This is a genomic window from Nocardia jiangxiensis NBRC 101359 (assembly GCF_000308615.1).
In the GTDB taxonomy this organism is placed as follows: Bacteria; Actinomycetota; Actinomycetes; order Mycobacteriales; family Mycobacteriaceae; genus Nocardia; species Nocardia jiangxiensis.
Genome location: NZ_BAGB01000013.1, coordinates 379568 through 405832 on the forward strand (window position 1 = coordinate 379568; position 26265 = coordinate 405832).

Sequence of the window (26265 nt, forward strand, 5' to 3'; positions counted from 1 at the left end):
AATTGTTGATCTGGGGGATGCTTTTGCCAGATGCTCGAAATGAGGAGGCAACGATGCCCGAGTCCGGTTACTTCGCCGACGATTCGATGATTCGCCGTGTCATGCGCAAGCGGGCGGTCGGGCTCACCTACGGGCAGCGCGCGCTGGTCGTCGGTGCGGTGAATCCGCTGCTGTACGTCGGCACCGCGGAGCACACCGCGCACCGCACGACGCCGTACACCCGGCTCGCCATCACCGGTCGGTTGTTCGAGGCGGTTGCCCTGGGCACCAGGGCCGAGGCCGATCGGGCACGGTCGTACACGGACAAGAAGCATGCGAAGGTGCACGGCGCGCTGCCCGAGGACGCGGGCGCGCACCACCCGGCGGGGACCGGCTATTCCGCGCACGATCCGCAGCTGATGTTCATGACCATGGCATTCACCTTCGACTCGGCCGAGGTCATGCACGACCTGCTGGTTCGCAGGCTGACCGCGACCGAACGCGAGGACCTGTATCAGGACTACGTGTACTGGGGTGAGCTGTTCGGCATGCCGCGCGAGGCCGCACCCGCGAGTTATCCGGAGTTCCGCCGCTACTTCGACGGTTATCTCGATTCCGAGGAGCTCTACCTCACCGACGAGGCCCGCCTGGTCGGCTCGTACCTGGCCGGGCAGCAGGTGCCCTACCCGCTGCCGCTCCCGCTGAACCAGGTCGTGAACAGCGTGCATCTGCTGGTCCAGGGCAGTCTGCCCGCGCGCATCCGCGAGATGTACGACATCCGTTGGGGTCGACGCGAGGAACTGGCCTTCGGCACGCTGTCCCGCGCGGTCCGCACCGCGCACACCTCCGTACCCCTGACCCCGCGCGTCCTGCACGGCACCCTCGCCGGCCCCAGCGCCCCGGTCTACCGCATGCTCGGCCGCCGCGAGAAGGAACTCGTCGGCTCGGGCCGCCCCAGCATGCCCGGTGTGGACCCCCGCAGCTACGCGGAAAGGCATGCGGTCTGAAGGTGCGTGCTCGATGAGTCACCCGTGTGCTTTCCAGGCCGGTCGTCCCGTTTAGGATCGGCTCATGTCCAGTCCTGCACCAACCGGTGAGCGCAAGCAGCGGGTCCTGTCCGGGATCCAGCCGACGAGCGATTCCTTCCACCTCGGCAATTACCTTGGCGCGCTGCAGTATTGGGTGCAGTTGCAGGAGGACTTCGAGGCGCTCTACTTCATCCCGGATCTGCACGCCATCACCGTGCCGCAGGATCCCAAGCAGCTGCGCAATCGCACCAAGCGCGCGGCGGCGCAGCTGCTGGCGCTGGGCATCGACCCGAAGCGCTCGACCCTGTTCGTGCAGAGTCAGGTGCCCGAACACGCTGAGCTGACCTGGGTGTTGAACTGCATCACCGGATTCGGCGAGGCCAGCCGGATGACGCAGTTCAAGGACAAGTCCGCCAAACAGGGCACCGACAACGCGACGGTCGGCCTGTTCACCTATCCGGTGCTGATGGCCGCGGACATCCTGCTGTACCGCCCGCACCTGGTTCCGGTCGGCGAGGATCAGCGCCAGCATCTGGAGCTGACCCGGAATCTGGCGCAGCGGTTCAACACTCGCTTCAAGAAGACGTTCGTGGTTCCCGACCCGCACATCGTGTCCGGCACCGCCAAGATCTACGACCTGCAGGATCCCACCTCGAAGATGAGCAAGTCGGCCGCCACCGACGCCGGCCTGCTCAATCTGCTCGACGATCCGAAGGCGTCGGCGAAGAAGATTCGCTCCGCGGTGACCGATACCGAGCGCGAGATCCGCTACGACCCGGAGACCAAACCGGGGGTGAGCAATCTGCTGGTGATCCTGTCCTCGCTCACCGACACGCCGATCGTGACACTCGAAAAGGATTATGTCGGCAAGGGATACGGCGAGCTCAAGGGCGACGTCGCCGACGCGCTCGTGGAATTCGTCACCCCGCTGCAGGCGAAGGTGCAAGAGTATATGGGCGATCAGGGCGAACTCGATCGCGTCCTCGCCGCGGGAACGGAGCGGGCGCGGGAGATCGCCGGTAACACTCTCGCACAGGTGTACGACCGGGTCGGCTTCCTGGCCCGCTGAATCCGCGCGAGGGGGTGGGCCTGCGCGGACGTAGTCTTCGCTGCCTCGGCCTGCGGCCGCCGCCCTGATGCGAGATCGGCCAGTCGAGTTACCGTCCGCGCGGATTCGTGTGTGAGATCGCCGTCCGCGCGGACGTCCGAGCGTTGCGGGAGGTTGGGTGTTCGGCAGGATGAAGGCGCGGATCGCGGGCGCGGTCCGGACCCGCCCCTGGCTGGATCATCTGGTGCGAGCCGGTGCGAGCTATCAGCGTCAGCGCGGTGACTACTACGCGGCCGGAATCACGTATTTCACTGTGCTGTCGTTGTTTCCGATGCTGATGGTCGCGTTCGCGGTGGCCGGATTCGTGTTGTCGCACAATCCGCATCTGCTCAGCGAGATACAGGACAAGATCGTCGCGAATCTGCCGGGATCGCTGGGCGGGCAGGTCAACGATCTGGTCGATCAGGCGGTCAAATCCCGCACCGGCGTCGGGGTGATCGGTCTGGTCGGCGCGTTCTACGCTGGGCTGGGCTGGATGGCCAACCTGCGGGCAGCGCTGACCGAACAGTGGGAACAGCAAGCGCCGCAGGGTAATTGGTTCCGCACCAAGATCTCCGATCTGATCGCACTGCTCGGTCTCGGTGTCGCGCTGGTGGTCTCGTTCGGTATGTCGGCGCTGGCCTCCAGCAATCTGGGCCGCGAACTGCTCACGGTGGTCCACCTGCAACACGCTCCGGGTGTCGGGCTGCTGCTCACGATATTGTCGCTGGTCCTGGCGGTGCTCGCGTCCTGGGCGGTCTTCGCCTGGGTGATCGCGCGGCTGCCGCGTCAGCCGGTCACGCTGGTCAGCGCGGGACAGGCGGCGTTGATCGCCGCGATCGCCTTCGAGGTGTGGAAACAGGTCGCCAGTTACTACCTCAAACATGTTCTGACCAGCCCGGCCGGTGTCGCCTTCGGTCCGATCCTGGGTCTGATGGTCTTCGCCTACATCACCGCGCGGATCATCCTGTTCGCCACGGCATGGGCGGCCACGGCTCGGGAGAACATGCTCGAGGCCGAAGTGCCCCCGCCCGGCCCCGCGGTGATCCAGCCGCGGATGTCGGCGGGAATGACCGCGAAAACGGGCGCGGTGCTGTTCGGGGCGGGTGCGGTCGCCGCGGCGGCGCTGACCCGCTTCCGGCACTCGAAACGGTGATGCCGACCGAAAACCATTGATCTCGTGCGTATTTCGGTCACAAGAATGGCGTCGGCCGGATGGTCACCGTCGCGGCTTCTTGCGCGGGAACCAGGAACCCGGATCGAAAACCCTTGCCTGACTTGTCAACGTCTCGCGCCAATCCACGCGCTCGCCCTCCAGCAGCAGGAAGGTGGCCAGGAGTAGCAGTCGGCTCACCCGCGGGGCGTGGACCAGGAAGCGATATCTGTTGGACACCCCGGCCCGTCGTTCGACCTCGAATCCCCGACTGTCGCCGCTCTCGAACCGGACGTGCAGATTCATCGCCATCGTGGCGATGTCGACCGTATCGAGCAGCCGCAAACCGCGCCGTTTCAGCAGATTCGAATCGGCTCCGAGCTGCTTGCCCGGTAGGGTGCCCAGTCCCTCCTGATGGAAGGTGTAACTGCGGCCCACACTCTGGAAACCGATCGCCTCGGACTTGAAGTAACCGATCGAGCGTTTGTCGGTCCCCACGGCCAGGCCGGGAATGATGGTGCCCGCCAGGACATCGAGGCCCGGACCGGTATGCACCGGGAACGGCACCGCATTCGGACCGGTCATGGCTTCGGTACGGCCGAACCGCGCGATCGGCCGATCGGAATCGGGCCGGAGTACGTCGTAGGTGGTACTGCGAACCTGATAGTCGGGCGCCACCACGAACTCCGTGACATCTTCGAGCACGACAAACCCCCTTCTCAGGACACCGACGGCAGCATCGCGATGCGCGCGGTGCCCGCCGCCGGATCCCAGCTCTTGTTCTTCTCGAAGTCGAATCCGCGTTGTTCGACGTCGTCGACCAGGCTGCCGATGCTGGGCATCGGCGAGCTGAACGCCGACTCCACGGCCTTGATACCGGAGGTGATCTTCTCCACCGCGGTCTTGATCTGGCCGTAGAGCGTGAAGATCTCGTTGACCGCCGCGACGACGAGCTTCACCTTCTTGTAGATCTTCTCCATTCGATACGCGGTCCAGGCGGCGGCCGCGACATCGGCCAGCGGATCCTCCGGGCCCAGTCCGATCGCCTCGATCGCGATATCGCCGCCGATCGTCTTGGCCGCCTCGATCGCGAGGTCCTTGATACATCCCTCGAATGCCGCGCTGATCTTCGTCACGATCATTTTGACCAGTGCGGTGATCGTCTCGTAGACGTCCTTGAAGACCTTGGCGATCTCCTTGGTGCCGTCGCCGATGCCGCCCAGGCCCATAGTCCAGCGGAACATGTACGTGTCGAATGCCTCGGCGGTGTCGCCCTGCCATTCGGCGCCGATCTTCCACGAACCCTTGCGCAGTGTGCCGGCGACCGTATGGCAGGCGTCACCGAGGGTGTCGTAGGCATCGTGCAGGTACATCAGGCGATCCCAGTCGCCCACCAGCGGCTTGAACAGCTGATCGATGAAGCTGCTGCCCGTGACGTATTTGTACATCTTGTCCGCGACCCAGATCAGGCTCCCGCCTTTCAGGGCCTGTTTCACCCCGCCGATCATGCCGGTGGAAATCGTGTCGGGCTTGCTCGGTGATTTCAGGGTCACGTCTTCGTCGGTGAAATTGCCCAGGAGTGACGCGCCCGGAATCGCGGAGATATCCGCGGCGCTGCCCGCCGACGTGCCGAACAGCGTCGATATCGCCGTGGCGTTCGTATCGTCCTGGGAGCGCAACTCCTTGTCGACCGTGGTGACCTTGCTCTGGATCTGCCCCATGCCGGTCTGGCACTGCTTCAGTTTGCCGTCGAACAGATCGGCCACCTTGGGGACGATGGTCTTGCCCGGGGACAGCAATCCGTCCAGCCCGTCGACATCCGCGCATTCCTTCGTGGTCCACGCGACCATCGGCGCCAGATGATCGCCCTGTTTCGACACCAGTCCCGTGTAGGCCGTGAAGTCTTCCGTCGGCGGCACATTGAGCACAGTCGCCACGGGCCCCCTTTTCGCTCTCGATCCGATCCGCCACAGGCAGCTTCGACCGTCCGGGCCGTCACGGGTACCTGTCTGATGGTTTGGACGCAGCGCGGCGCGCGCCGGTTCCATCGTTTTTCGAATCGCGTCAGCGACGCGCGCGCCCGCTCATCCGCCAGACCAGCACGACCAGGATCAGGATCACGGCCAGGCCGACCACGATCAGGGTCGTGCGCAGATTCTCGTGGTCGTGGTTCGTGCTGGGCGCCGATGCGCCGACGCTGTGCACCGGCGGAGTGGCCAGCGCCGCGGTGGGGGCCTGGTCGGCATCGGAGCCGGGGAGCGAGCCGACGTTCGCGCCCGTGGGCAGCGAGAAGCCGTAGTCCAGCAGGCGGGCGGCCTGTTCGGGCGGGCGGATCGGCAGGACGTCGGCCTTCAACAGGGTGACGACCAGGCGGTGGCCGCCACGCTGGGCGGCGGTGACGAAGGTCTGCCGGGCGTCGTCGGTGTAACCGGTCTTACCGCCGAGATCGCCCTCGTAGTCGTAGAGCAGGTGGTTGTCGTTGGCGATGGGGAAGCCGGGGTGATCCTTGTCGCCGGGGATCTTCGGATCGGCCGGGAAGCCGGGGAAGTTGTACTCCTCGGTGTGCACGATGTCGGCGAACGCGGGGATCGTCATGTCGTGGCGGAAGATGGTGGCCAGGTCGTAGGCGGAGATGCTCATGCCCGGACCGTCCAGACCGGACGGGGTCGCCGCCCGGGTGTCCAGGGCGTGCAGTTCCTTCGCCTTCGCGTCCATCTGCGCCAGGGTGCGGTCCACTCCGCCCAACTGCATGGCGATGGCGTGCGCCGCGTCGTTGCCCGAGCACATCAGCAGGGCGTGGAAGATCTGGTCGTTGGTGTAGCGGCCGCCGGCCCCGATGCCGACGCGGGTGCCGTCGGCATTCGCGTCGTCCTGGGTGCCGATCACGACCTTGTTCAGGTCGAGCTGCGGTAGTGCGACCGCGGCCAGCAGCGTTTTCATCGTGGAGGCGGGCCGGTAACGGCCGTGTGGATCCTTCGCGGCCAGCACCTTGCCGGTGTCCAGATCGGCGATCATCCAGGCCGTCGCGGAGATGTCCTTGGGCGCCGGCGGCGCGCCGTCGGGCAGCAGCACGCCGCAGCCGCCGAGTTTGCCGCCGCCGACCGGGCTCGCGGGCACCGGCAGCGGCTTGGGCACGGTCTGGCCCGGTTCCGGGACCTCGGATTCATCGATCGCCGGGGGCGGGGAGATCCGGTCCGGGCAGGAATCGGTGTTCGGCGTGACGAACGGGACCGAGGTCCCGGTCGGCTGCGCGCTCGCCGGGCCGGAGAGCGCGACGTCGACGCCGGTCAGCGTGGTGACGCCGACGAGTCCGGCGGCCAGGGCGACGGCGAAGGTGGCGAGCGTACGTCGGCTCGCACGGGGTGTGCTGGTGCGGCCGTCGGGCCGGGGTGTTCGAGTGCGCATCGCCGTCGAGCTTATGCGGAACCGGTCCGGGCGTGACTGTGAGCTGGTCGAGCATCGGGCTCGGGGCGTGGCGTACTCGGGACATCGCGGGCGCATTCGGTATTGACATGGGCTATGAAATGAGAGTTACTATCAAAATAAAGAACCATCCAAATGATTGGATCTGTCATGAAGGCAATGGATGCGCGCGACAGCGGCCCGGTCACCGGGTCGCCGGGGGTTGCGGCACAGACGTCCGGCAGGGCGCGCTGGCTGGCGCTGGGAGCGCTCGCGACAGCCATGCTCGCGATCGGGCTGGATACGACGGTGCTGGTGGTGGCGCTGCCCACCATCTCGGTCGATCTGCATGCCGGAACCTCGGCGCTGCAGTGGTTCACCACGGCGTACACGCTCGTCCTGGCCGCGCTCATGCTGCCCGCGGGTGCACTCGGAGATCGCTACGGCCGCAAGCGGTTTCTGCTCGCCGCGCTGGTGCTGTTCGGTGCCGCCTCGCTGTGGTGCGCGCTGGCGACCTCGTCCGGTGAGCTGATGACCGCGCGTGCGCTGCTGGGCCTGGCCGCCGCCGCGATGATGCCGCTGTCGATGTCGGTGCTCCCGACACTGTTCCCCGACAAGGCCGATCTGCAACGGGCGCTGACGGTCTGGGTCACCTCCACCGCGATCGGGATGCCGCTGGGTCCGATCGTCGGCGGCTGGCTGCTGCAGAACTTCTGGTGGGGCTCGGTCTTCCTGATCAACGTCCCGATGGTGCTGATCGGCCTGATCGCGGTGGCCGTGCTGGTTCCGGAATCGCGCAGCGAGAAGACCTTCCGCATCGATCTGCTCGGTGTGGCGCTGTCCGCGGCCGGGATGCTCGGGCTCACCTACGGTTTCATCCGCCTGGGCGGACAGGGCTGGGGTGACCCGCTGGGCTGGAGTACCGTCGCCGCGGGTGTGGTGGTGCTGGTTCTCTTCGCCGGCCGGCAGCGGCGCACCGATCACCCGCTGGTGGATCTCGGCCTGTTCCGGGTGAACGGATTCCGTTGGGGGACGATGTATTCCATCGTCATCAACTTCGCGATGTTCGGGATGTTCTTCACCGTGCCGCAGTATTTCCAGGCGGTGCTGGGCGTGGATTCGCTCGGCAGCGGATTGCGGCTGCTGCCCTTGATCGGCGGGCTGCTGATCGGCACTCGGCTGGTGGACAAACTGTTGCCGCGGGCCGGACTGCGCGTGGTGCTGGTGATCGGATTCCTGCTGCTGGCAGGCGGTCTGGTGATCGGTGCGCTGACCACGGTGAGCAGCGGCTACGGGTACACGGCGCTGTGGATCACGCTGCTCGGGGCCGGAATGGGATTCGTGATGCCCGCCGCGATGGGCATGGCGATGGGCGAACTGGATGCCGAGCGGTCCGGCTCGGGTTCGGCGCTGATCCAGGCGCTGCGACAGGCCGGCGGGACGATCGGGGTCGCGGTCCTGGGAACTGTGCTGTCCACCCAGTACCGCGCGCAACTGGGCGGTTACAACCATTCGCCGATCTCCGACGGTGTCAGCGGGGGAGTCGCGGTCGCGCACGAACTCGGCGACGGCCTGATGCTCTCGAAGGTGCAGTCCGCCTTCGTCGGCGGGATGGGCGCGATGCTGTGGGTGTGTGCGGGAATCTGCCTGATCGCGGCGGTCGTCGCCGCGATCCGCACCCGCAGCGCGGCATCGTCCGCGCGGACCGCGGACGATGCGGGAGAATCGCTGCATGTCGGCTGATTCGAAGGCGCCGCCAACGCAGGCCCATTCCGCGGCGAGTTCGCCCCGGATGGGCCTGCGCGAGCGCAAGAAGGAACGTACCCGCCGCACCATCCGGACCGAGGCCATGCGGCTGTTCGCCGAGCAGGGCTACGCCGAGACGACGGTCGAGCAGATCGCCGAGGCCGCGGACATCTCGCCGAGTACGTTCTTCCGCTACTTCCCGTCCAAGGAACAGGTCGTGCTGACCGACGACCTGGATCCGCCGATGATCCGGGCCGTCGAGGCGCAGCCCGCGGAGCTGTCGCCGCTGCGTGCGTTCCTCTGTGCCACCGTCGAGGTCTTCGATTCGCTCGAGCCGGAGGATCTGGAATTCGAACAGCAGCGGATGAAGCTGATCTACACGGTGCCCGAACTGGCCAGCGTGATCGCCCGCGAGACCGAGCGCAATGTGCGTTTGGTGGCCCGGCTGATCGCCGACCGGACCGGCCGGTCCGCCGACGAATTGGAGGTGCGCGCGTTCGCGGGCGCGCTGATCGGCGCGATGAGTACCACCTTCGATGCCACCACCGGGCGCGGCCTGGACATGGAGAAGATCAAGCAGGTCGCCGACTTCCTGGAGCAGGGGATGGCGCTGTAGTGAGCTCGGCGACGATGTCGTCGGTCACCGTGGCGAAGAATCCGCCCACCACGTCCTCGATCTCGGAAATCGAAGCCGCGCAGTACAGTACGGGCTGGTAGTGGGTGATGTCGTAGGCGGCCGTGCCCATCTCGTACACGTTCAGCGGACGTAGCTGGGCGTCGCGGAACTCTTCGATCTCACCGTACGAGGACAGCAGGCCCGCGCCGTAGCAACGGACCCGGCCGCGTTCGCGGACCACGCCGAACTCCATCGAGAACCAGAACACGTCGGCCAGGAACTTCAGTGCCGCATCGGTTTCCAGCCGGGTCACCGCCGCGCCGACCTCGGCGTAGATCGCGGCGAACCGGGGACTGGCCAATTGATTGGCGTGGCCGATGATTTCGTGGATCGCATCCGGTTCGGGCGTGTAGAGCGGGGCCGAATGATGTCGGATGTACTGGGTGGAGTGGAAGACGCGGTCGGCGAAGGAGCCGAAGAACTCCCGCAGCGGCACCAGCCCGGCCGCGGGCACGTAGCGAAATCCGCTGAGCGGCACCAGTTGCGCGGACACCTCGTCGAGCTGCGGAATGTGATCGCGCGGCAGGCCCAGACGGTGCGCGCCCGCGAGCACCTCCGCGGACGCGTACCTCTGGTGTTTGCGGGACAGTTCGGCCGAGGCGATCCGCCACACCTGCTGTTCGTCCTCGGTGTACTCGATCCGGGGCGTCGGCTCGCCCCGCCGGTAGGCCAGTGCCCGTGCGGCGATCGCGTTGCGACGAGCCCGGTAGGCGGGATCGTGCACGCCGGGGTGCTCGTCGCTCAGGTGCACGGTCACATCACCGTCGGTGTCCGTGGTCACCGGCGAGTACAACTGAGCTTCGTTGAACATGCCTAGATGCAATCACCGCTGGGCTCAGCCGACAATAAAAGACCAGTTACCTTGACAAATTGCCTAGCAGATCCGGTATCGTCCGAGGTTCGGAGCCATCAGAAGAAGCCGTCGTCCCGGCGTTCGTCGGCGTAGCCACCGTCCTCGAATCCGCGTTCGTAGGCGCGTTCGGAGTCCTGGTCGTCGTCGAAGAGCACTTCACCGAGCAGCATGCCGCCGACCACGCCCGCCGCACCCGCACCGACCACGGCGGCGGTGCTGTGCCCCTGACGCTGGGGCGGATACCCGGGCTGGCCCGGATAGCCCTGCTGTGGATAACCCTGCTGCGGATAGCCGGGCTGCGGGTAACCAGGCTGTGGATAACCCTGCTGCACGGGCTGATAGTAGGGCGGCTGCGTGGTCTGAATACGTTGCGCACACATCTGGCAGACCTCGACGGGCCGGGGCACCCCCCACTGCGGCTGCCACATCGCCTGCGTGGTCGCCTGGCCGTGGGAGGAGTCGAAGAAGCAGATCACGGCACTGTCCTTACTACGAATACGCCCGTCCCCGTGCGGGATCGGGCTTCGAGCCTGTCTGCACTCCCAACGCCGCACCCGGCGCACGGAGTTCCCGCTCGCCCCCGCGCGGTGTTGTGATCTACGACGAAGGCCGCTCACATCCGATGATGTGAGCGGCCCTCGGGGCCTTGCCTTTCCGGGTGATCCCGGAGTGCATTGCTACCGCGCGAACAGCAGTGCGCGCTTGACCTCCTGGATCGCCTTGGTGACCTCGATGCCACGAGGGCAGGCGTCGGTGCAGTTGAAGGTGGTGCGGCAGCGCCACACGCCTTCCACATCGTTCAGGATGTCCAGGCGCTCGCGGGCGCCCTCGTCGCGGCTGTCGAAGATGAAGCGGTGCGCGTTCACGATCGCGGCCGGACCGAAGTAGCTGCCGTCGTTCCAGTACACCGGGCACGAGGTGGTGCAGCAGGCGCACAGGATGCACTTGGTGGTGTCGTCGAACCGGTGCCGGTCGGTCTGGGACTGGATGCGCTCGCGGGTGGGCTCGTTACCCGAGGTCATCAGGTACGGCTTGACCGCGCGGAACGCGTCGAAGAACGGCTCCATGTTCACCACGAGGTCCTTCTCCACGGGCAGGCCGCGGATGGGTTCGACGGTCATGGTGAGGGTCTTGCCGTTCTTGGGCAGCATGTCGCGCATCAGCACCTTGCACGCCAACCGGTTCACGCCGTTGATGCGCATGGCGTCCGAACCACAGACACCGTGTGCGCAGGAGCGGCGGAAGGTGAGCGTGCCGTCCAGATAGGACTTGATGTAGATGAGCACGTTCAGGAAACGGTCGGTGGGCAGCACCGGCACCTGGAAGGAATCCCAGTGCGCGCCCAGCTCGTTCTCCGGGTTGAACCGGGCCACCTTCACGGTGACCATGACCGAACCGTCCGGAACGGGGGCCGGTTTCTGCCCTGCGGGAGCTTCGGCTACAGCAGTCATCAGTACTTACGCTCCATCGGCTCGTAACGGGTCTGCACGACCGGTTTGAAGTCCAGCCGGATGTCGGCGATCAACTCCGCCGGCGCACCGGGCTCGACCTGCTTGTACGCCATGGTGTGGCGCATGAAGTTCACGTCGTCACGGTTGGGGTAGTCCTCGCGGGCGTGGCCGCCGCGCGACTCCTTGCGGTTCAACGCGCCCACCACGGTCACCTCGGCCAGCTCCAGCAGGAAGCCCAGCTCGACGGCCTCGAGCAGGTCGCTGTTGTAGCGCTTGCCCTTGTCCTGCACGGTGATCCGCTCGTAGCGCTCCTTGAATCCGTGGATATCGGTGAGCACCTTCTTCAGCGTGTCCTCGGTGCGGAACACACCCGCGTTGGCGTCCATGGTCGCCTGCAGTTCGCCGCGGATATCGGCGACGCGCTCGTCGCCGTGTTCGGACAGCACGTTGGCCAGCCAGTTCTGCACCATGGTCGCGGGCTCCGGCGGCAGCTCCACGAAGTCGTGGCGCTGGGCGTATTCCGCGGCGGCGATGCCCGCGCGACGTCCGAACACGTTGATGTCCAGCAGCGAGTTGGTGCCCAGCCGGTTGGACCCGTGCACCGAGACGCAGGCGCACTCACCGGCGGCGTACAGGCCCGGCACCACGTCGGTGTTGTTGCGCAGCACCTCGCCGCGGATGCGGGTGGGGATGCCGCCCATCACGTAGTGGCAGGTCGGCATGACCGGCACCGGCTCCTTGACCGGGTCCACACCCAGGTAGGTGCGGGAGAACTCGGTGATGTCGGGCAGCTTCTCCTCGAGCACGTCCTCACCGAGGTGGGTCACGTCGATGAAGACGTAGTCCTTGTTCGGCCCGCCGCCGCGACCCTCGGCCACCTCGAGCACCATCGACCGGGCGACGATGTCGCGCGGGGCGAGGTCCTTGATGGTCGGGGCGTAGCGCTCCATGAACCGCTCACCCGACGCGTTGCGCAGGATGCCGCCCTCGCCGCGGACCGCCTCGGAGATGAGGATGCCCAGACCGGCCAGACCTGTCGGATGGAACTGGTGGAATTCCATGTCCTCCAAGGGAAGTCCCTTGCGGAACACGATCGCCATACCGTCGCCGGTCAGCGTGTGTGCGTTGGAGGTGGTCTTGTACATCCGGCCCGAACCGCCCGTGGCGAAGATGATCGCCTTGGCGTGGAACACGTGCAGCCTGCCGGTGGCCAGCTCGTAGGCGACCACACCGGTCGCGACCGGGCCGCGGTCGGTGTCGGTGAGCAGCAGGTCCAGCACGTAGAACTCGTTGTAGAACTCCACGTCGTGCTTGACGCAGTTCTGGTACAGCGTCTGCAGGATCATGTGACCGGTGCGGTCCGCGGCGTAGCACGCGCGCCGCACCGGCGCCTTGCCGTGGTCGCGGGTGTGCCCGCCGAAGCGGCGCTGGTCGATCCGGCCCTCGGGGGTCCGGTTGAACGGCAGGCCCATCTTCTCCAGGTCCAGCACCGCGTCGATGGCCTCCTTGGCCATGATCTCCGCGGCGTCCTGGTCGACCAGGTAGTCACCACCCTTGACGGTGTCGAAGGTGTGCCACTCCCAGTTGTCTTCCTCCACGTTCGCCAGCGCGGCGCACATGCCGCCCTGGGCCGCGCCGGTGTGGCTGCGGGTGGGGTAGAGCTTGGTCAGCACGGCGGTGCGGACGCGGGGCCCGGCCTCGATCGCCGCACGCATTCCCGCGCCACCGGCACCGACGATCACCACGTCGTAGCGGTGTTCCTCAATCGGGTTCTCGGTCATCGAAGAGGCCTGTTCCTAACTGATGTTGGGGTCGAAGGTGAAGATGACGTAGGTGCCCACGCCCATGATCAGGATCATCGCGACGGCCAGCAGGGTCTTGAGCCAGAACCGGGTGGAGTCCTTGCGCGAGTAGTCGTCGATGACGGTGCGCAGGCCGTTGCCGCCGTGCAGCTGAGCCAGCCACAGCATGGTCAGGTCCCAGATCTGCCAGAACGGGCTGGCCCAGCGACCGGCCACGAAGGCGAAGTTCAGGCGCTTCACGCCGCCGTCGAGCATCAGCATGATCGTCATGTGGCCCAGGACCAGCACGATCAGCAGGATGCCGGAGAAGCGCATGAACAGCCACGCGTGCTTCTCGAAGTTGTTGCCCGAGGCCCGGCGCGGCGCGCGGGGCGAGTCGAGGCTGGCGGGGCGGTCGTAGGACTTGCCGAGGACAGGTGCGGTCATGGTCTCAGAGCTCCGTCGTGATCATGTAGAACAGCTGGCGTCCCACGCCCATACCGGCGACGATCACCCAGATCGCGAGCACGATCCAGAGCATCAGCCGCTGATACTTGGGGCCCTTGGACCAGAAGTCGACCAGGATGACCCGGACGCCGTTGAGTGCGTGGAACAGCACGCACACGACCAGGGCCATCTCCATCAGAGCGACGAGCGGGTTCTTGTAGGTCTCGATCGCCCGGTTGTAGGTGTCCGGGCTGACCCGCACCAGCGCGGTGTCGAGCACGTGGACGAAGAGGAAGAAGAAGATCGTCACACCGGTGATCCGATGCAGCGCCCAGGACCACATGCCAGGGTCGCCGCGGTACAAAGTCTTCCGCTTCGGCTGAGCCGGAGCTTCCAGCGTGGTGGTCATAGAGTGCGGTGCCTCCAACGTCGTTGTGGACCCGCCGGGCGGGCCGGCAGTGGCGATCCGGTCGCAGATTTCGGCGCGCGGACAGTAGGAGCCGTTGGATCTGAATACACCAGCTCTGTGCCCGGAGCCGACACCCCGAAGGCGGTGGCCGACGGTGCATGGCCAAACCCGAACCGATCTTTCAGAACTGTAATCCCCGGACATTCGCGGAACTAATTCGGCGTGCCGCTCGTTGCGCCGTAATTCCATGAGTTAGGTTTGCCTTGCCTGATATCTCGAAGTGCTCGAGGTAGCTTTTTCTCGACCGTTGACGAACAGCTCGAGCGGAGTCTCGGAATGTCGGAAATTGATTGGGATATATTGCGCCACAATGCATTCGAAGTTATGCAGAATGCGTATGCACCATACTCGGGGTATCCGGTGGGCGCTGCCGCGCGCACTGTCGACGGCCGAATGGTGCTCGGGTGCAATGTGGAAAATGTCTCATACGGGTTGGGGCTGTGTGCTGAATGTGTACTGGTCGGTAACCTCTGTGCGTCCGGTGGGGGAAGGTTGCTGGCGATTGCTGTGTGCGATTCGCGCGGGGTGGTCCTGATGCCGTGCGGGCGTTGTCGGCAGCTGCTCTACGAGCACGGAGGCGGTGATCTGATGGTCGATCACGCGGACGGGCCGGTGCCGCTGAACCGTTTGCTGCCGTTTGCCTTCGGACCCGATGATCTTGCGGCGGGGCGGAAATGATGTGAGTTTTCGCACGACTTCCCAGTGGTGCTGACCGTTCGCTCGACAGGGTGTGGGTCCAGGTGGAATCGAGTGGCCGGACCGGACATGCGGTCGGGTTTCGGAAAGCGTTGTCGTACAACGTATTACGACACCTCGCTGAGCGGCTTCAGGGATGGATGTGAGCTGCGTTACCTGCCGTTCGAGGGTGTGCGGGGCGCGGCCGCGCATTCGCGGCGGCACTGCGAGATACCGGCGACCGCGGATATCTCCGGAGTCCGCTCGTGATTCATGTCCGTGTGCCCGGTGATGGGCAGTGCACCGCGGGGAATCCTCTGAGAGTCTGTCGGGCATGGTGAGCGTGCATTCGGCGGTGTCGGTGATCATGGCCAAACGCGACGGCGGGGAGTTGTCGGACGAGCAGATCGACTGGGTCGTCGATGGATTCACCCGAGGTGAGGTGGCCGACGAGCAGATGTCGGCCCTGGCGATGGCCATTCTGGTGCGGGGCATGAACCGGCGCGAGATCGCGCGCTGGACCGGCGCGATGATCGAGTCCGGGCAGCGGATGAGCTTCGCGGATCTGCCGCGCCCGACCGTGGACAAACATTCCACCGGTGGCGTGGGGGACAAGATCACCCTGCCGCTGGCGCCGCTGGTCGCCGCGTGCGGTGCGGCGGTGCCGCAATTGTCCGGGCGCGGTCTGGGGCACACCGGCGGCACCCTGGACAAGCTCGAATCGATACCCGGCTGGCGTGCCGACGTACCGGTTCCGGACATGCGCCGGATACTGGCGGATCCGGCGATCGGCGCGGTGATCTGCGCCGCCGGGGCCGATCTGGCGCCCGCCGACAAGCGGCTCTACGCATTGCGGGACGTCACCGGGACCGTGGAATCGATTCCGCTGATCGCCAGCTCGATCATGAGCAAGAAGATCGCCGAGGGCACCGCGGCGCTGGTACTGGACGTCAAGGTCGGGGCGGGCGCCTTCATGAAGACGCTCGACGCGGCCCGCGAATTGGCAACGGCCATGGTCGAACTGGGCACCGACGCGGGCCTGCGCACCGTGGCGCTGCTGACCGCGATGGACACTCCGCTCGGCCGGACCGCCGGCAACGCCCTCGAGGTCGCCGAAACGGTCGAGGTGCTCTCCGGCGCAGGCCCCGCCGATGTGGTCGAGCTGACCCTCGCCCTGGCCCGGGAGATGCTGGCACAAGCCGGAATCGGTGACGTCGATCCGGCGGACGCACTCGCCGACGGCCGCGCCATGGACCACTGGAAGGCGATGGTCCGGGCCCAGGGCGGCGATCCGGACGCCGCCCTGCCCGTCGCCGCGCACACCGAGATCGTCACCGCCGCGCGATCCGGCACGCTGACCAGGCTCGATGCAATGGGTGTCGGTCTGGCGGCCTGGCGCCTGGGAGCCGGGCGTGCCCGTCAGGGTGACCCGGTCCAGTTCGGCGCGGGCGTCGAGATGCACGCCAAACCGGGGGAGCCGGTCGTCGCGGGGCAGCCGCTGCTCACGCTGCACACCGACACGCCCGAAGCATTTCCGGCCGCCCTCGATGCCCTGCGCGACGCCTACGCGATCGACGCCGCGGCAGTGCCCGGGTCGGCCGTGCCCGACCGGGGCGCGCCGGTCTCGATCGTGCTCGACCGTATTGCCCCCTGATCGCATCGCCCCTCCCGCGGCGGAATGGTCCAGCGGGAATCGGACAGGCGACATGCGGGCAACCGGAAGGGGACGATTCGCCTTCCATGGGATGCACACGCGGAAAGTTCGCTGCGGAACGCGGCGGATGCGGCTAGCGTCGATACATGACTGGACCGATGCCTTTGACTCTTGCCTCGATCCGCCAGGCCCCGAAGGCCGTGCTGCACGATCATCTCGACGGTGGGTTGCGCCCCGGGACCGTGCTGGATCTCGCGGCACAATGCGGTTACGACCAGCTACCCGCCCAGGACGCCGACGCGCTGGGCAACTGGTTCCGCGATGCGGCGGACAGCGGATCACTCGAGCGATATCTGGAAACCTTCGCGCACACCACGGCGGTCATGCAGACCGCCGAGGGCCTGCGCCGGGTGGCCCGCGAATGCGCCCTGGACCTGGCCGAGGACGGCGTGGTGTACGCCGAGGTGCGTTTCGCACCCGAACAACATCTGCAGCGCGGCCTCTCGCTGGACGAGGTCGTCGAACACACCCTGGCGGGCTTCCGCGAGAGCGAACAACTGGCCGCCGAGGCGGGTACACCCATTCGGGTGGTCTGCCTGCTCACCGCCATGCGCCATGCCGCGCGCTCACTCGAGATCGCGGAGTTGACCGTGCGGTGGCGCGATCGCGGCGTGGGCGGATTCGACATCGCCGGGGCCGAGGCGGGCTACCCGCCCAGCCGGCACCTGGACGCCTTCGAATACATGCGGGCCAACTGCGCGCACTTCACCATCCACGCCGGTGAGGCCTTCGGCCTGCCGTCCATTCACGAGGCCGTCGCGTTCTGCGGCTGTGAACGGCTCGGCCACGGCGTGCGCATCACCGACGACATCACCGATTCCGAATCCGGGCCGAAACTCGGACTGGTCGCCAATTACGTTCGGGACCAACGGATTCCGCTGGAGTTGTGCCCGTCCTCGAATGTGCAGACCGGCGCGGTGCCCTCCCTGGAGAAGCACCCGTTCGACCTGCTGGCGCGGCTGCGCTTCCGCGTCACGGTCAACACCGACAACCGGCTGATGAGCGACACCACCATGAGCCGGGAAATGCTCAAACTGGTGGACACCTTCGGCTACGGCTGGAGCGACCTCGAGCGGTTCACCATCAACGCCATGAAGTCCGCCTTCATCGCGTTCCCCGAACGCCTCCGCATCATCGACGAGGTGATCAAGCCGGGTTACGCGGTACTGCTCGGGTGAGAATTGCCCACCCCGCGCCGGTGCTCCGGCGCGGGGTTTCTCTATGCCTTGTCGAGGCGGGTTTCGAAGGCGCGTTCCAGGACTCGCCAGGCTTCGGCCTCGGCGGCGAACGGTGCGCTCGGCGCCATCCGGCCCGGGTCGGGCTCGAGCAGGTACGAGACGTACGAACCCAGTGAGGTGGACTTGGTCAGTGCCTGCTCCACGGTGTCGTCGTCGGCGTAATCGGCTGCGTCGGTGAACAATTCGACCGCCAGATCGAGCTGATCGAGATCGACGGCCTCCGGGCCCTCGCCCAGATCGTCGGCCAGGCCGGGCAGCACGTAGACGTTCTCGTCGGAGACCTCCACCTCCAGCGACCCGTCGATCGCCGCGGTGTGCACCTCGCCGTACGTGCTCACCGCGGCCAGATCGTGATCGTGGTCGTCGGCCAGGTAGCGGGCCAGGGCGCGCTCGGAACCGAACACGGTGATCTGGCCGTTGCTGCCGAGGAACACCGGCTCGTCGTCGAGATAGCAGCGCAACGTGAAGAACTGGCCCTCGGAGGTGACGATCCGGACCGGGTCGATACCGACTCCGTGCCAGAAGGTCTCCTCCTCCTCGTCTTCGGGTTCCTCGTCCTCCGCATCGAGGTCGACCTGTTCGATCTCGTCGTCCTCGTCGTTCTCGGCCGCATCCTCGGCATCGACGATGTTCTGTTCCGCCGCAAGCAGTTCGGCCTCGGCGACGGACACCGCCTCCGCATCGACCTCCGGCGACTTCACCACCGCGTCGATGCCGTCCACGACCTCGTCCCAGTCCTTGACGATGGCCGCACCGATCTGCCCCCACAGCTCCTCGCCCTCACGCCCGAAGAACGCGCGCATGCCCGAGGACAGCGCGCCGATCTCCTTGTGTGAGTCGAAGAACTTGGTCACCACCTCGAGCTCGCACACGTCCCCGATCGTGCGGGCCATATCGAGCGTCGCTTCGAGCTCGGCGACGGCATCCGGATCGGGATCGCCCGCCGCCAACTCCGGCACCGCGACCAGATCGAAGATGTGCTCGTCCTCGGGCTCCAGCTCCGCGGCCGACAACCCGGCGATGACCTTCCACGCCGGATGGTCGACCAGATCGTTGTCGTCGTTGGTCCGGATGAACGCGACCAGCTCCGCGACCGAGTCGAAACCGTACAGCGCGTCCTCGTGTCCGAGGAATGCCTCCCACTCGTCCTCACCGTCGCGCCAGCGCGGTGCCCATAGGGTGACGAGATCGCCGTCGGTCAGGCCGAGCTCGATCGGGACGATGTCTCCAGAAGCCATGACCGTGAGCCTATCGACCCTGCGCCTGTGGCACTATTCGGCCCGCCCCCCAACATTTCCCGCCTGCGGTGTGGTGAAGCTCGAGTTGAGCGTCGCCACGACCGCGGAGCGCTGTTCCCCCGCATCCTGGGCTGCCTGTGTACAGGCCGCGATGATGGCCTGGCCCACGTCAGCGGGGGGACGGGTGGTGATCGACTCGGCGAGTCGCAGGCCGACCAGGGCGCCGTCGCTGTTCACCTCGACGCTGATCAGGCCGTCGTCGGTGGTGTGCTTACCGCGCACCTGCCCGAGGCCGTGCAGTGCGGCCTCGAGTGCCTCCAGCTTCTCGGTCGCCGCGGCGACGAGAGCATCCATCTCAGCACTCATACGCTCAAACCTGCCTCATCCAGCTCGTGGGTCCGGTGTCCTCGTCGTCCATGCGGTCCAGCTCGTCCACGGCGGTCTGGCGGGTGGGCAGGCCGAGTTTGTCGAGGATCTCGACCGGCATACCCGACTCGGCCAGCAGCTCCCGCCGCCGGGCCTTGGCCACGATCGCCGAACGTTTGGTCAGGCGCAGGATCTCACCGGCCAGAGCCTGTGCGCCGTAACGGTATTCGCTGCGCTCGAACTTGATCTCCACGGGCATGCCCTGATCGGTCGCCCGCACGGAGATGGTGCCGGAACGATTGGTGCTCGAGGCGACCGTGACGTTCGGGATCTCCTTCGGCGGCTGCTGCGGCGCGCTCATGACGTGGGCCTGTAGAAGCCGTGGAACGCCATTCCCATGTTCTCCGTTCGAATCGGATCGATCTGCACCGGATCTCCGGCCTCGACCATCTTTCCGTTACCCACCACCATGGCGACGTGACCATCCCAGATGGCTAGATCACCGGGCTCCACATCACCGGGACTGACCTGTGTCGCGCCTTGGCTCTGATCCGCTGCCAGGCGCGGCAGGTCGACCCCGGCCTGGCCGTACGCGTACTTGGTCAGACCACTGCAATCCAGGCCCTGACCAGGTGTGTTGCCGCCCCACACATACGGGGTGCCGCAGCACTTGATCGCGGCGTTCACCGCCGTCGCGGCCTTCTGATTGGGTGCTTCGACCTTGGTGCCGTCGGGCAGCGTGATCATCACGCCCCCGTTCTTGGTGGTCTTGTCGGTGCTGCTGTTGGCCGCGGTGGAGGTCTTCGAATCCTTGGCCGAGGCCGGGGTGGTCAGCGAACCGACCGCCGAACCGCCGCTGGACAGGACCCCGCCGAGCAGTGCGGAGGCAGTCTCCGCGCCGCTGCTGGCCTGGGAGATCAGCGAGGCCGCATTGGCCGGGGTGCCGACCGTGGACGGGGTGGACGGGGCCGGGGTCAGTTGGGTCATCGACGCGGTGTGCGTATCGAGGTCCGAACGCACCTGCCCGACCACGCCGACCGCCTGGCCGAAATGGTCGATCGCGGAGGTGACCACGGTCGTCAGGCCCACGGGTGTGGTGGCCGCGGGGCCGAGCACGTTCACCTGATGCACGAAGTCCTGCAGGATTCCGGCCAGTTTCTGCTGACCGGTCTGCACCGTGGACGCGGCCTGACTGACCACGTCGGCCATGTTCGTGCCGCGATCGGAGATGTTCGCCGCGGAGGTCTGCACCTGCATCGCCTTGTCCATGGCGGCGTCACCGGCGCGCCCGTTCCAGGCGTTGGTCATCTGGTTGATGCTCGTGCTGCCGGCCTGGTGGATGCCGTCCAACGTCGTGGAGGTCCGGCGCAGCGCGTCGGCGGGGCCGCCGGTGGGCAACACGCCGGTGCCGAAGCTGGCGACCAGATCCACCAGCGGCTTGGCCAGGGCGTCCAGGTCGATCCCGGCGATCATGCCTGGAGCTCTTCCTGGACGGCGTGCATGGCGGTGACGCGCTCGGCGTCGTTCTCCGCGTAGCTGACCGAGGCTCCGGCCGCGGCGGTGCCCATCGTGCCGAGCACCGCGGACAGCTGGCCGATCGAGGCCACGTGTCCGGCGTGGGCGGCGGAGTACGCGCTGAGGAAATCGCCACCGACCAGCCCGAAGATCGGGCCCAGTAGAGTCGGGTCGGCGGCTGCCGCCGCGGTTGCGGCCGAGGCCATTTCTCCGGCCAGTCCGCCGGCTGTCGCACCGTAAGCGGCAAGGCCTTCGGTGTCGACCGAGATCTTTGGCATCACAATCCCCCATCGTGCTGGTCTGGTGGCAGATTACGTCATCCGAGTAGTTTGACGCAGGTTCCACGAGAACGGTTCCACTCCGCGAGCGAGAAAAATCCGGGACGGAGTGCGGGCCGGGACCCGGTGGAAACCTTATCGTTCCCTCATGCGAACGCACATCGTGGATCACCCGCTCGTCTCGACTCTGCTGACCATCATGCGTGATGTGCGCACACCCAACCCGGGTTTCCGTGGCGCACTGCGTGATCTGACCGGAATCCTGATCTACGAGGCCCTGCGCGAGGCCCCGCTGACGACGTTCGAAGTCACCACTCCGGTCGCGGTCACCGAGGGTGTGCGCCTGACACATCCGCCGCTGCTGGTGCCGGTGCTGCGGGCCGGGCTCGGCATGGTGGACGCGGCCAGTGAGCTGATCCCCGAATCACGGGTCGGCTTCGTCGGCATCGCCCGTGACGAGCACACCCATCAGCCGGTGCCGTACATGGAATCGCTGCCCGAAACTCTGGCCGGGGTACCGGTATTCGTCCTGGACCCGATGTTGGCGACCGGCGGTTCGATGCGGCACACCCTGGAACTGCTCGCCGCCCGCGACGCCACGGATATCACCGCGGTGTGCGTCGTCGCCGCCCCGGAGGGCGTCGCGGCGCTCGAGCAGTCCGGGCTGCCGGTCCGACTGGTCACCGCGACCGTCGATGCCAGGCTCAACGACGACGCATACATCGTCCCGGGCCTGGGTGACGCGGGCGATCGGCAGTTCGGGCCGCGCTGAGTCCGATACTCCCGCACCGAATTCCGGCCGGACCGCCGGTGCTACAGATTCTCGAAGTATTTGCGCAGATCGGACAGGCGTTGCGCGGCAGCCTGTTTCGCCGCTGGCAGCGCAGCCCGGGACGACACCGGCTCGACGACCTCGAGATAGCACTTGAGCTTGGGCTCGGTGCCCGACGGGCGGACCACGATGCGTTGCGCGGCCGCGTCGAAGATCAGCGCGTCGGTGCGCATCGGGCCGCGCACCTGCGCCATATCGGTGCAGGTGACCGGGGTACCGGCGATGGCGTCCGGCGGATTCTCGCGCAGCCGGTCGAGCACCTGTGCCGCAGCGGCCTGATCGGTCAGTCGCAGCGAGACCTGATCCCCGGCGTGCAGGCCGAATTCGAGGGCGTAATCGTCGAGCAGATCGAGCGGGCTGCGTCCGTCGGCACGCAGCCGGGCGACGAGTTCGGCGGCCGCGACCGCGGCGGAGATGCCGTCCTTGTCGCGCACCGCCGCCGGATCCACGCAGTGCCCGATCGCCTCCTCGTACGCGTAGACCAGGCCGTTCCCCGCCCGCGCGAGCCATTTGAAGCCGGTCAGCGTCTCGGCGTACCGCGCGCCGCGGGCCGGGGCCAGCTTGCTCAACAACCGCGAGGACACGATGGTGGTCGCCACCAGCGCGTCGGCGGGGGCGTCGCGGAGGACGAAATCGCCCAGCAGCACGCCGGTTTCATCACCGCGCAGCATCCGGCGGCCGTCCGGTCCGGGCAGCGCGACGGCGCATCGATCGGCATCGGGATCCAGCGCGATCGCCAGATCGGCATCGATCCGATCGGCCAGCGCGAGCAGCAGATCCGCGGCCCCCGGCTCCTCCGGATTCGGGAACCCGACGGTCGGGAAATCCGGATCCGGCGCGAACTGCTCGACCACCACCTGCACATCGGTGAATCCGGCCGCGTGCAGTGCCGCGACGGCGAGTTCCCCGCCCACACCGTGCATCGGCGTCAACGCGATCCGGAGTTCGTTGCGCCGCAACGGAATCGGGAGTTTCGCGGAGCCCGGGGTCGTCCGGCCGGTGTTCGGTGCGTCCGGCGCGGCATCGGATCCGCCGAGCCGGGCGGGCAGGGTGGCGACGCGGTCGAGATAGCGGCGGACGATCTCCTCGCCCAGTTCGGCGACCGGGGTGCCAGGCGGGAGGTCCAGCAATTGCGGGTCGGGGGAGGTCGGTTGCGGGTCGGCGCGGGAGATCGGTTCGCGCACGGCTTCGATGTGGCGTTCGATCTCCGTGTCGGCGGGCGGGATCAGCTGGGAGCCGCCGCTGAGATAGACCTTGTAGCCGTTGTCGGTGGCCGGATTGTGTGACGCGGTGATCTGCACTCCGGCCACGGCTCCCAGTTCGCGCACGGCGAAGGCCACGACCGGGGTGGGCAGCGGGCGCGGCAGCGCCAGGACCGAGAATCCGGCCGCGGCGAGGACTTCCGCGGTGGCCGTGGCGAATTCGGCCGATCCGTGCCGGGCGTCGCGCCCGACGATCACCACGCCGCCGCCCAGACAGCGCTCACGCAGCCAGTCGGCGAGTCCCGCGGTGGCGCGCTGCACCGTGTCCACGTTCATCCCGTCCGGACCGTCCTGCAGTGGTCCCCGCAGGCCGGCCGTCCCGAATCGCAGCATCAGCACAATCCTTTCCGGCACATCAGGTTTCCGGTGCTTCGAATTCCGGTGCGGTCGGACCGCATCGGCGCGGTTCGCGGATTCGCCGACTCAGATGCGCTCGAGCACGCCGCGCAGCAGTTTGCCCAGTCGCGGGGCGGCGGCGCGGCCCTCGGCGAGCACCTCGGCGTGCGAGAGGGGTTCACCGGTCACCCCGGCGGCCAGATTCGTGACCAGCGAGATGCCCAGCACCCGCGCGCCCAGCGCGCGACACGCGATGGCCTCCAGCACCGTGGACATCCCGACCAGATCCGCGCCCAGTGCGCCGAACATGCGGATCTCCGCGGGCGTCTCGTACTGCGGTCCGGTCAGGCCCGCGTAGACGCCCTCGGTCAGGTCCGGATCGACTTCTCTTGCCAGAGTGCGCAATTCGGGATCCCACGCATCGACCAGATCGACGAACGACGCCCCGGTCAGCGGCGTGCGTCCGGTCAGGTTCAGGTGGTCGGAGATCAGCACCGGCTCGCCCACCCGCAGTCCGGGACGGATTCCCCCGGCCGCATTGGTCAGCAGGATGGTGTCCGCTCCGGACGCGATCGCCGTGCGCACCCCGTGCACCACCTGCGCGGGTTCGTGCCCTTCGTAGAGATGCTGACGGCCCATCATCAGCAGCACGGGCGAATCGTTCACCGTCACCGAATGCACGGTGCCCTGATGGCCCTGGGCGGTGGGCGCATCGAATCCGGGCAGCTCGGTCATGGGCACCGAGGCCGCCGGGGCGCCGATCTCGGCGGCGGCGTCCTGCCAGCCCGACCCGAGTACGACGGCGATGCGGTGGTGCGGAACTCCGGTGCGCTCGGCGATCGCCGCCGCAGCCTGTTCGGCAAGCATGTGGTTCACGATAGTGCGATACGTCACGGCGTGCGGTTTCCGGGTGACCTGCCGTCCCCCGGGGTGCCTGGTAGCGTCGCGCACGCCGGACCCGCGGTGCGCGGGTGGACGTCGTGTCGAAAATGTGGTGGGAACAGAGTTGTGACTGCGCGTGAGCTCGTCGTACTGGGGACGGCCAGCCAGGTGCCGACCCGCCAGCGTAACCACAACGGGTATCTGCTGCGCTGGGACGGCGAGGGGCTGCTGTTCGATCCCGGCGAGGGCACCCAGCGGCAGATGTCGTTCGCGGGTGTGTCGGCCGCCTCGATCACGCGGATCTGCCTGACCCACTTCCACGGCGACCACTGCCTGGGCCTGCCGGGTGTGCTCGCGCGCCTGAACCTGGATCAGGTGACGCATCCGGTCGACATCTGCTTCCCGGCCGCGGGCCGCGAATTCTATTGCCGGTTGCGCGATGTGGTGCCGTACTTCGCGGGTCTGCGCGAACAGCCGGTCGATGCGACGGGTGCGATCCCGTTGCCGGACACGGCGTTCGAATTCGAGGCGATTCGGCTGGACCATCGCGTCGAGACCTTCGGCTACCGGCTGATCGAGCCGGACGGACGGCGCATCCTGCCCGATCGACTGGCCGAATTCGGAATCTCCGGACCCGATGTCGGCCGTCTGCAGCGCGAGGGTTCGCTGCGGCTGCCCGATGATCGGGTCGTCACCCTGGACGAGGTCTCCACGGTGCGGCGCGGGCAGCGCTTCGCGTTCGTGATGGACACCCGGATGTGTTCCGGCGTGGCGGAATTGGCGCAGGACGCCGACATGCTCGTCATCGAGGCCACCTTCCTGGACACCGATGCGGGACTGGCGCACGAGTACGGTCACCTCACCGCCGCACAGGCCGCGCAGGTGGCGCAGGCGGCCGGGGTGCGCACCCTGGTGCTGACCCATTTCTCCCAGCGCTACGCCGATCTCGAGGACCACCGGCTCGAGGCGGCGAAATACTTCGACGGCGAGCTGGTGGTGGCCGAGGATCTGATGCGCGTGCCGGTACCGACTCGCCGGTAACTTGTGTGGCGGCGTCGTTATGCTGCTGCGTATGCCGTATTTGGAACGTGACGGGGACGTGTTCGTGCTCTACCTCGGCAACGAGGGACAGGCCGACACCGAGAACCGCTTCCATCCCGACTGGATCGACACCTTCCACGGGTTGCTGGACGAGGTCGAACAGGCCGGGGTCACCACCGAGCAGCCGAACCCGCCGGCCGCGCTGGTCACCGTCTCGACCGGCAAGTTCTACACCAACGGTCTGGACACCGACTGGCTGTTCGGCAACTTCGACCGCAGCGGCTGGTACCTGGACCGGGTGCACAGCCTGTTCAGCCGCCTGCTGACCTTCCCGATGGCCACGGTGGCCGCGGTGAACGGGCACGCCTTCGGCGCGGGCGCGATGCTGGCCACCTCGCACGACTTCCGGGTGATGCGCGCCGATCGCGGATACTGGTGCCTGCCCGAGGTCCATCTGGGCATGCCGTTCACTGTCGCGATGAACGCGCTGGTCACCGAGCGGTTGACCAATCAGGTCGCGGTCGAGGCGATGACCACCGGACGTCGCTACAGCGCGCAGGACGCGATCGCCGCCGGGATCGTCGACGCCGCGGCCGATGCCGACGCACTGCTGGCGGCCGCGGTCGAACAGGCCGGGGCGCTGGCCGGTAACCGCAAGCCGAATCTGCCGGTCATCAAGCGGGCCCTGCACGGCCGCGCACTGGCCGGGCTCGCCGTGCCGACGACCCAGGAGAACCTGGCTTTCCAGCCCTGATCCGGTGGCAACGCCCGCGGGTCGCCACCACCGGACCCGCGGGCTTGTTGGCCAACACTCCG

Annotated in this window: 28 protein-coding genes; 12 read left to right on the plus strand and 16 right to left on the minus strand. The window is 67.2% G+C overall.

The window, feature by feature from the left end; translation table 11 throughout:
- Nucleotides 1–53 precede the first annotated feature (53 nt).
- The 3 genes from ON40_RS06210 (at nt 54) to yhjD (ending at nt 3250) form a co-directional block, all read left to right on the plus strand.
- On the plus strand, nt 54–986 hold the full coding sequence (locus tag ON40_RS06210) for an oxygenase MpaB family protein (protein WP_040819293.1): 933 nt from the start codon (nt 54–56) through the stop codon (nt 984–986).
- 64 nt (nt 987–1050) lie between these two features.
- A complete protein-coding gene (trpS, locus tag ON40_RS06215) occupies nt 1051–2076 on the plus strand; it encodes a tryptophan--tRNA ligase (RefSeq protein ID WP_040819295.1) in 1026 nt (341 codons plus the stop codon).
- Between the two features lie 169 nt (nt 2077–2245).
- Nucleotides 2246–3250: an inner membrane protein YhjD gene (gene yhjD, locus ON40_RS06220; RefSeq protein ID WP_040819297.1), complete on the plus strand. Its 1005-nt coding sequence runs from the start codon at nt 2246–2248 to the stop codon at nt 3248–3250.
- Nucleotides 3251–3313: 63 nt separating this feature from the next.
- Here yhjD and ON40_RS06225 read toward each other — a convergent pair whose 3' ends face one another.
- From ON40_RS06225 to ON40_RS06235, 3 genes are all read right to left on the minus strand, one after another.
- Nucleotides 3314–3952: a hypothetical protein gene (locus tag ON40_RS06225; protein ID WP_040819299.1), complete on the minus strand. Its 639-nt coding sequence runs from the start codon at nt 3950–3952 to the stop codon at nt 3314–3316.
- Nucleotides 3953–3966: 14 nt separating this feature from the next.
- Nucleotides 3967–5184, minus strand: coding sequence for a hypothetical protein (locus ON40_RS06230; protein WP_040819301.1), 1218 nt, complete (start codon nt 5182–5184; stop codon nt 3967–3969).
- Nucleotides 5185–5311: 127 nt separating this feature from the next.
- Complete coding sequence (locus tag ON40_RS06235) at nt 5312–6652, minus strand: D-alanyl-D-alanine carboxypeptidase family protein (RefSeq protein WP_051192738.1); 1341 nt, start codon at nt 6650–6652, stop codon at nt 5312–5314.
- Nucleotides 6653–6820: 168 nt separating this feature from the next.
- Between ON40_RS06235 and ON40_RS06240 the strand changes: the two genes are divergently transcribed.
- A complete protein-coding gene (locus ON40_RS06240) occupies nt 6821–8392 on the plus strand; it encodes an MFS transporter (RefSeq protein ID WP_245567683.1) in 1572 nt (523 codons plus the stop codon).
- On the plus strand, nt 8382–9011 hold the full coding sequence (locus tag ON40_RS06245) for an acyl-CoA-like ligand-binding transcription factor (protein WP_245567684.1): 630 nt from the start codon (nt 8382–8384) through the stop codon (nt 9009–9011). The genes ON40_RS06240 and ON40_RS06245 overlap by 11 nt, the downstream gene beginning before the upstream one ends.
- Here the strand turns inward: ON40_RS06245 and ON40_RS06250 are convergent.
- The 6 genes from ON40_RS06250 to sdhC all read right to left on the minus strand — a co-directional run bounded on the left by ON40_RS06250 (nt 8968) and on the right by sdhC (nt 14012).
- Entirely contained in the window at nt 8968–9882 is a 915-nt protein-coding gene (locus tag ON40_RS06250; protein WP_040819305.1) for a phenylalanine 4-monooxygenase, read from the minus strand. The two genes, ON40_RS06245 and ON40_RS06250, sit on opposite strands and share 44 nt — an antisense overlap.
- A gap of 98 nt (nt 9883–9980) precedes the next feature.
- Nucleotides 9981–10400 (minus strand): hypothetical protein, encoded by a 420-nt coding sequence (locus ON40_RS06255; protein WP_051192739.1) that lies wholly within the window; start codon nt 10398–10400, stop codon nt 9981–9983.
- 201 nt (nt 10401–10601) lie between these two features.
- The gene (locus ON40_RS06260) at nt 10602–11375 is read right to left on the minus strand and encodes a succinate dehydrogenase iron-sulfur subunit (RefSeq protein WP_040819307.1); all 774 of its coding nucleotides are present in this window, start codon (nt 11373–11375) and stop codon (nt 10602–10604) included.
- A complete protein-coding gene (gene sdhA, locus ON40_RS06265; protein ID WP_040819308.1) occupies nt 11375–13156 on the minus strand; it encodes a succinate dehydrogenase flavoprotein subunit in 1782 nt (593 codons plus the stop codon). The genes ON40_RS06260 and sdhA overlap by 1 nt, the downstream gene beginning before the upstream one ends.
- Before the next feature lie 15 nt (nt 13157–13171).
- Entirely contained in the window at nt 13172–13603 is a 432-nt protein-coding gene (locus ON40_RS06270) for a succinate dehydrogenase hydrophobic membrane anchor subunit (protein ID WP_040819311.1), read from the minus strand.
- 4 nt (nt 13604–13607) lie between these two features.
- The gene (gene sdhC / locus ON40_RS06275; protein ID WP_083895435.1) at nt 13608–14012 is read right to left on the minus strand and encodes a succinate dehydrogenase, cytochrome b556 subunit; all 405 of its coding nucleotides are present in this window, start codon (nt 14010–14012) and stop codon (nt 13608–13610) included.
- 336 nt (nt 14013–14348) lie between these two features.
- Here sdhC and ON40_RS06280 point away from each other — a divergent pair, with 336 nt between their 5' ends.
- From ON40_RS06280 to ON40_RS06295, 4 genes are all read left to right on the plus strand, one after another.
- Nucleotides 14349–14750 carry a cytidine deaminase gene (locus ON40_RS06280; RefSeq protein WP_083895436.1) on the plus strand — a complete coding sequence of 134 codons (402 nt, stop codon included), beginning with the start codon at nt 14349–14351 and terminating at the stop codon, nt 14748–14750.
- A gap of 72 nt (nt 14751–14822) precedes the next feature.
- Nucleotides 14823–15017, plus strand: coding sequence for a hypothetical protein (locus ON40_RS53130; protein ID WP_169541826.1), 195 nt, complete (start codon nt 14823–14825; stop codon nt 15015–15017).
- A 73-nt stretch (nt 15018–15090) separates the two neighbouring features.
- Nucleotides 15091–16401, plus strand: a complete 1311-nt coding sequence (locus ON40_RS06290; RefSeq protein ID WP_218008749.1) for a thymidine phosphorylase — start codon at nt 15091–15093, stop codon at nt 16399–16401.
- 146 nt (nt 16402–16547) lie between these two features.
- A complete protein-coding gene (locus ON40_RS06295; protein ID WP_040819322.1) occupies nt 16548–17639 on the plus strand; it encodes an adenosine deaminase in 1092 nt (363 codons plus the stop codon).
- Between the two features lie 41 nt (nt 17640–17680).
- Here the strand turns inward: ON40_RS06295 and ON40_RS06300 are convergent, their stop codons facing one another.
- The 5 genes from ON40_RS06300 to ON40_RS06320 are packed head-to-tail and all read right to left on the minus strand — an operon-like array spanning nt 17681 to nt 21096.
- On the minus strand, nt 17681–18937 hold the full coding sequence (locus ON40_RS06300) for a SatS C-terminal domain-containing protein (protein WP_040819325.1): 1257 nt from the start codon (nt 18935–18937) through the stop codon (nt 17681–17683).
- A 33-nt stretch (nt 18938–18970) separates the two neighbouring features.
- Nucleotides 18971–19303, minus strand: coding sequence for a YbaB/EbfC family nucleoid-associated protein (locus ON40_RS06305; RefSeq protein WP_040819328.1), 333 nt, complete (start codon nt 19301–19303; stop codon nt 18971–18973).
- Between the two features lie 4 nt (nt 19304–19307).
- The gene (locus ON40_RS06310; protein ID WP_051192740.1) at nt 19308–19664 is read right to left on the minus strand and encodes a hypothetical protein; all 357 of its coding nucleotides are present in this window, start codon (nt 19662–19664) and stop codon (nt 19308–19310) included.
- Nucleotides 19661–20776, minus strand: coding sequence for an NlpC/P60 family protein (locus tag ON40_RS06315; RefSeq protein WP_040819330.1), 1116 nt, complete (start codon nt 20774–20776; stop codon nt 19661–19663). Before ON40_RS06315 ends, ON40_RS06310 begins: the two co-directional genes overlap by 4 nt.
- The gene (locus ON40_RS06320) at nt 20773–21096 is read right to left on the minus strand and encodes a DUF2563 family protein (protein ID WP_040819333.1); all 324 of its coding nucleotides are present in this window, start codon (nt 21094–21096) and stop codon (nt 20773–20775) included. Before ON40_RS06320 ends, ON40_RS06315 begins: the two co-directional genes overlap by 4 nt.
- A 148-nt stretch (nt 21097–21244) precedes the next feature.
- On the opposite strand from ON40_RS06320, the gene upp reads away from it, so the two are divergent.
- A complete protein-coding gene (upp, locus tag ON40_RS06325; RefSeq protein ID WP_040819336.1) occupies nt 21245–21868 on the plus strand; it encodes a uracil phosphoribosyltransferase in 624 nt (207 codons plus the stop codon).
- Between the two features lie 41 nt (nt 21869–21909).
- Here upp and ON40_RS06330 read toward each other — a convergent pair whose 3' ends face one another.
- Together ON40_RS06330 and ON40_RS06335 are read right to left on the minus strand one after the other, a co-directional pair.
- Nucleotides 21910–23523, minus strand: coding sequence for a phospho-sugar mutase (locus tag ON40_RS06330; RefSeq protein ID WP_083895454.1), 1614 nt, complete (start codon nt 23521–23523; stop codon nt 21910–21912).
- Nucleotides 23524–23613: 90 nt separating this feature from the next.
- The gene (locus ON40_RS06335; protein WP_040819338.1) at nt 23614–24393 is read right to left on the minus strand and encodes a purine-nucleoside phosphorylase; all 780 of its coding nucleotides are present in this window, start codon (nt 24391–24393) and stop codon (nt 23614–23616) included.
- 141 nt (nt 24394–24534) lie between these two features.
- On the opposite strand from ON40_RS06335, the gene ON40_RS06340 reads away from it, so the two are divergent.
- Nucleotides 24535–25449 carry a ribonuclease Z gene (locus ON40_RS06340; RefSeq protein ID WP_040819341.1) on the plus strand — a complete coding sequence of 305 codons (915 nt, stop codon included), beginning with the start codon at nt 24535–24537 and terminating at the stop codon, nt 25447–25449.
- Nucleotides 25450–25480: 31 nt separating this feature from the next.
- Nucleotides 25481–26203: an enoyl-CoA hydratase-related protein gene (locus ON40_RS06345; RefSeq protein ID WP_040819612.1), complete on the plus strand. Its 723-nt coding sequence runs from the start codon at nt 25481–25483 to the stop codon at nt 26201–26203.
- Nucleotides 26204–26265 lie beyond the last annotated feature (62 nt).

Coding starts and splice junctions, on each gene's coding strand:
- ON40_RS06210 (WP_040819293.1), top strand. CDS start 54: ATGCCCGAGTCCGGTTACTTCGCCGACGATTCGATGATTCGCCGTGTC.
- trpS (WP_040819295.1), top strand. CDS start 1,051: ATGTCCAGTCCTGCACCAACCGGTGAGCGCAAGCAGCGGGTCCTGTCC.
- yhjD (WP_040819297.1), top strand. CDS start 2,246: ATGAAGGCGCGGATCGCGGGCGCGGTCCGGACCCGCCCCTGGCTGGAT.
- ON40_RS06235 (WP_051192738.1), bottom strand. CDS start 6,652: ATGCGCACTCGAACACCCCGGCCCGACGGCCGCACCAGCACACCCCGT.
- ON40_RS06240 (WP_245567683.1), top strand. CDS start 6,821: ATGAAGGCAATGGATGCGCGCGACAGCGGCCCGGTCACCGGGTCGCCG.
- ON40_RS06245 (WP_245567684.1), top strand. CDS start 8,382: ATGTCGGCTGATTCGAAGGCGCCGCCAACGCAGGCCCATTCCGCGGCG.
- ON40_RS06250 (WP_040819305.1), bottom strand. CDS start 9,882: ATGTTCAACGAAGCTCAGTTGTACTCGCCGGTGACCACGGACACCGAC.
- ON40_RS06260 (WP_040819307.1), bottom strand. CDS start 11,375: ATGACTGCTGTAGCCGAAGCTCCCGCAGGGCAGAAACCGGCCCCCGTT.
- sdhA (WP_040819308.1), bottom strand. CDS start 13,156: ATGACCGAGAACCCGATTGAGGAACACCGCTACGACGTGGTGATCGTC.
- ON40_RS06270 (WP_040819311.1), bottom strand. CDS start 13,603: ATGACCGCACCTGTCCTCGGCAAGTCCTACGACCGCCCCGCCAGCCTC.
- sdhC (WP_083895435.1), bottom strand. CDS start 14,012: ATGACCACCACGCTGGAAGCTCCGGCTCAGCCGAAGCGGAAGACTTTG.
- ON40_RS06280 (WP_083895436.1), top strand. CDS start 14,349: ATGTCGGAAATTGATTGGGATATATTGCGCCACAATGCATTCGAAGTT.
- ON40_RS06295 (WP_040819322.1), top strand. CDS start 16,548: ATGACTGGACCGATGCCTTTGACTCTTGCCTCGATCCGCCAGGCCCCG.
- ON40_RS06300 (WP_040819325.1), bottom strand. CDS start 18,937: ATGGCTTCTGGAGACATCGTCCCGATCGAGCTCGGCCTGACCGACGGC.
- ON40_RS06305 (WP_040819328.1), bottom strand. CDS start 19,303: ATGAGTGCTGAGATGGATGCTCTCGTCGCCGCGGCGACCGAGAAGCTG.
- ON40_RS06310 (WP_051192740.1), bottom strand. CDS start 19,664: ATGAGCGCGCCGCAGCAGCCGCCGAAGGAGATCCCGAACGTCACGGTC.
- ON40_RS06315 (WP_040819330.1), bottom strand. CDS start 20,776: ATGATCGCCGGGATCGACCTGGACGCCCTGGCCAAGCCGCTGGTGGAT.
- ON40_RS06320 (WP_040819333.1), bottom strand. CDS start 21,096: ATGCCAAAGATCTCGGTCGACACCGAAGGCCTTGCCGCTTACGGTGCG.
- upp (WP_040819336.1), top strand. CDS start 21,245: ATGCGAACGCACATCGTGGATCACCCGCTCGTCTCGACTCTGCTGACC.
- ON40_RS06330 (WP_083895454.1), bottom strand. CDS start 23,523: ATGCTGCGATTCGGGACGGCCGGCCTGCGGGGACCACTGCAGGACGGT.
- ON40_RS06335 (WP_040819338.1), bottom strand. CDS start 24,393: ATGCTTGCCGAACAGGCTGCGGCGGCGATCGCCGAGCGCACCGGAGTT.
- ON40_RS06345 (WP_040819612.1), top strand. CDS start 25,481: ATGCCGTATTTGGAACGTGACGGGGACGTGTTCGTGCTCTACCTCGGC.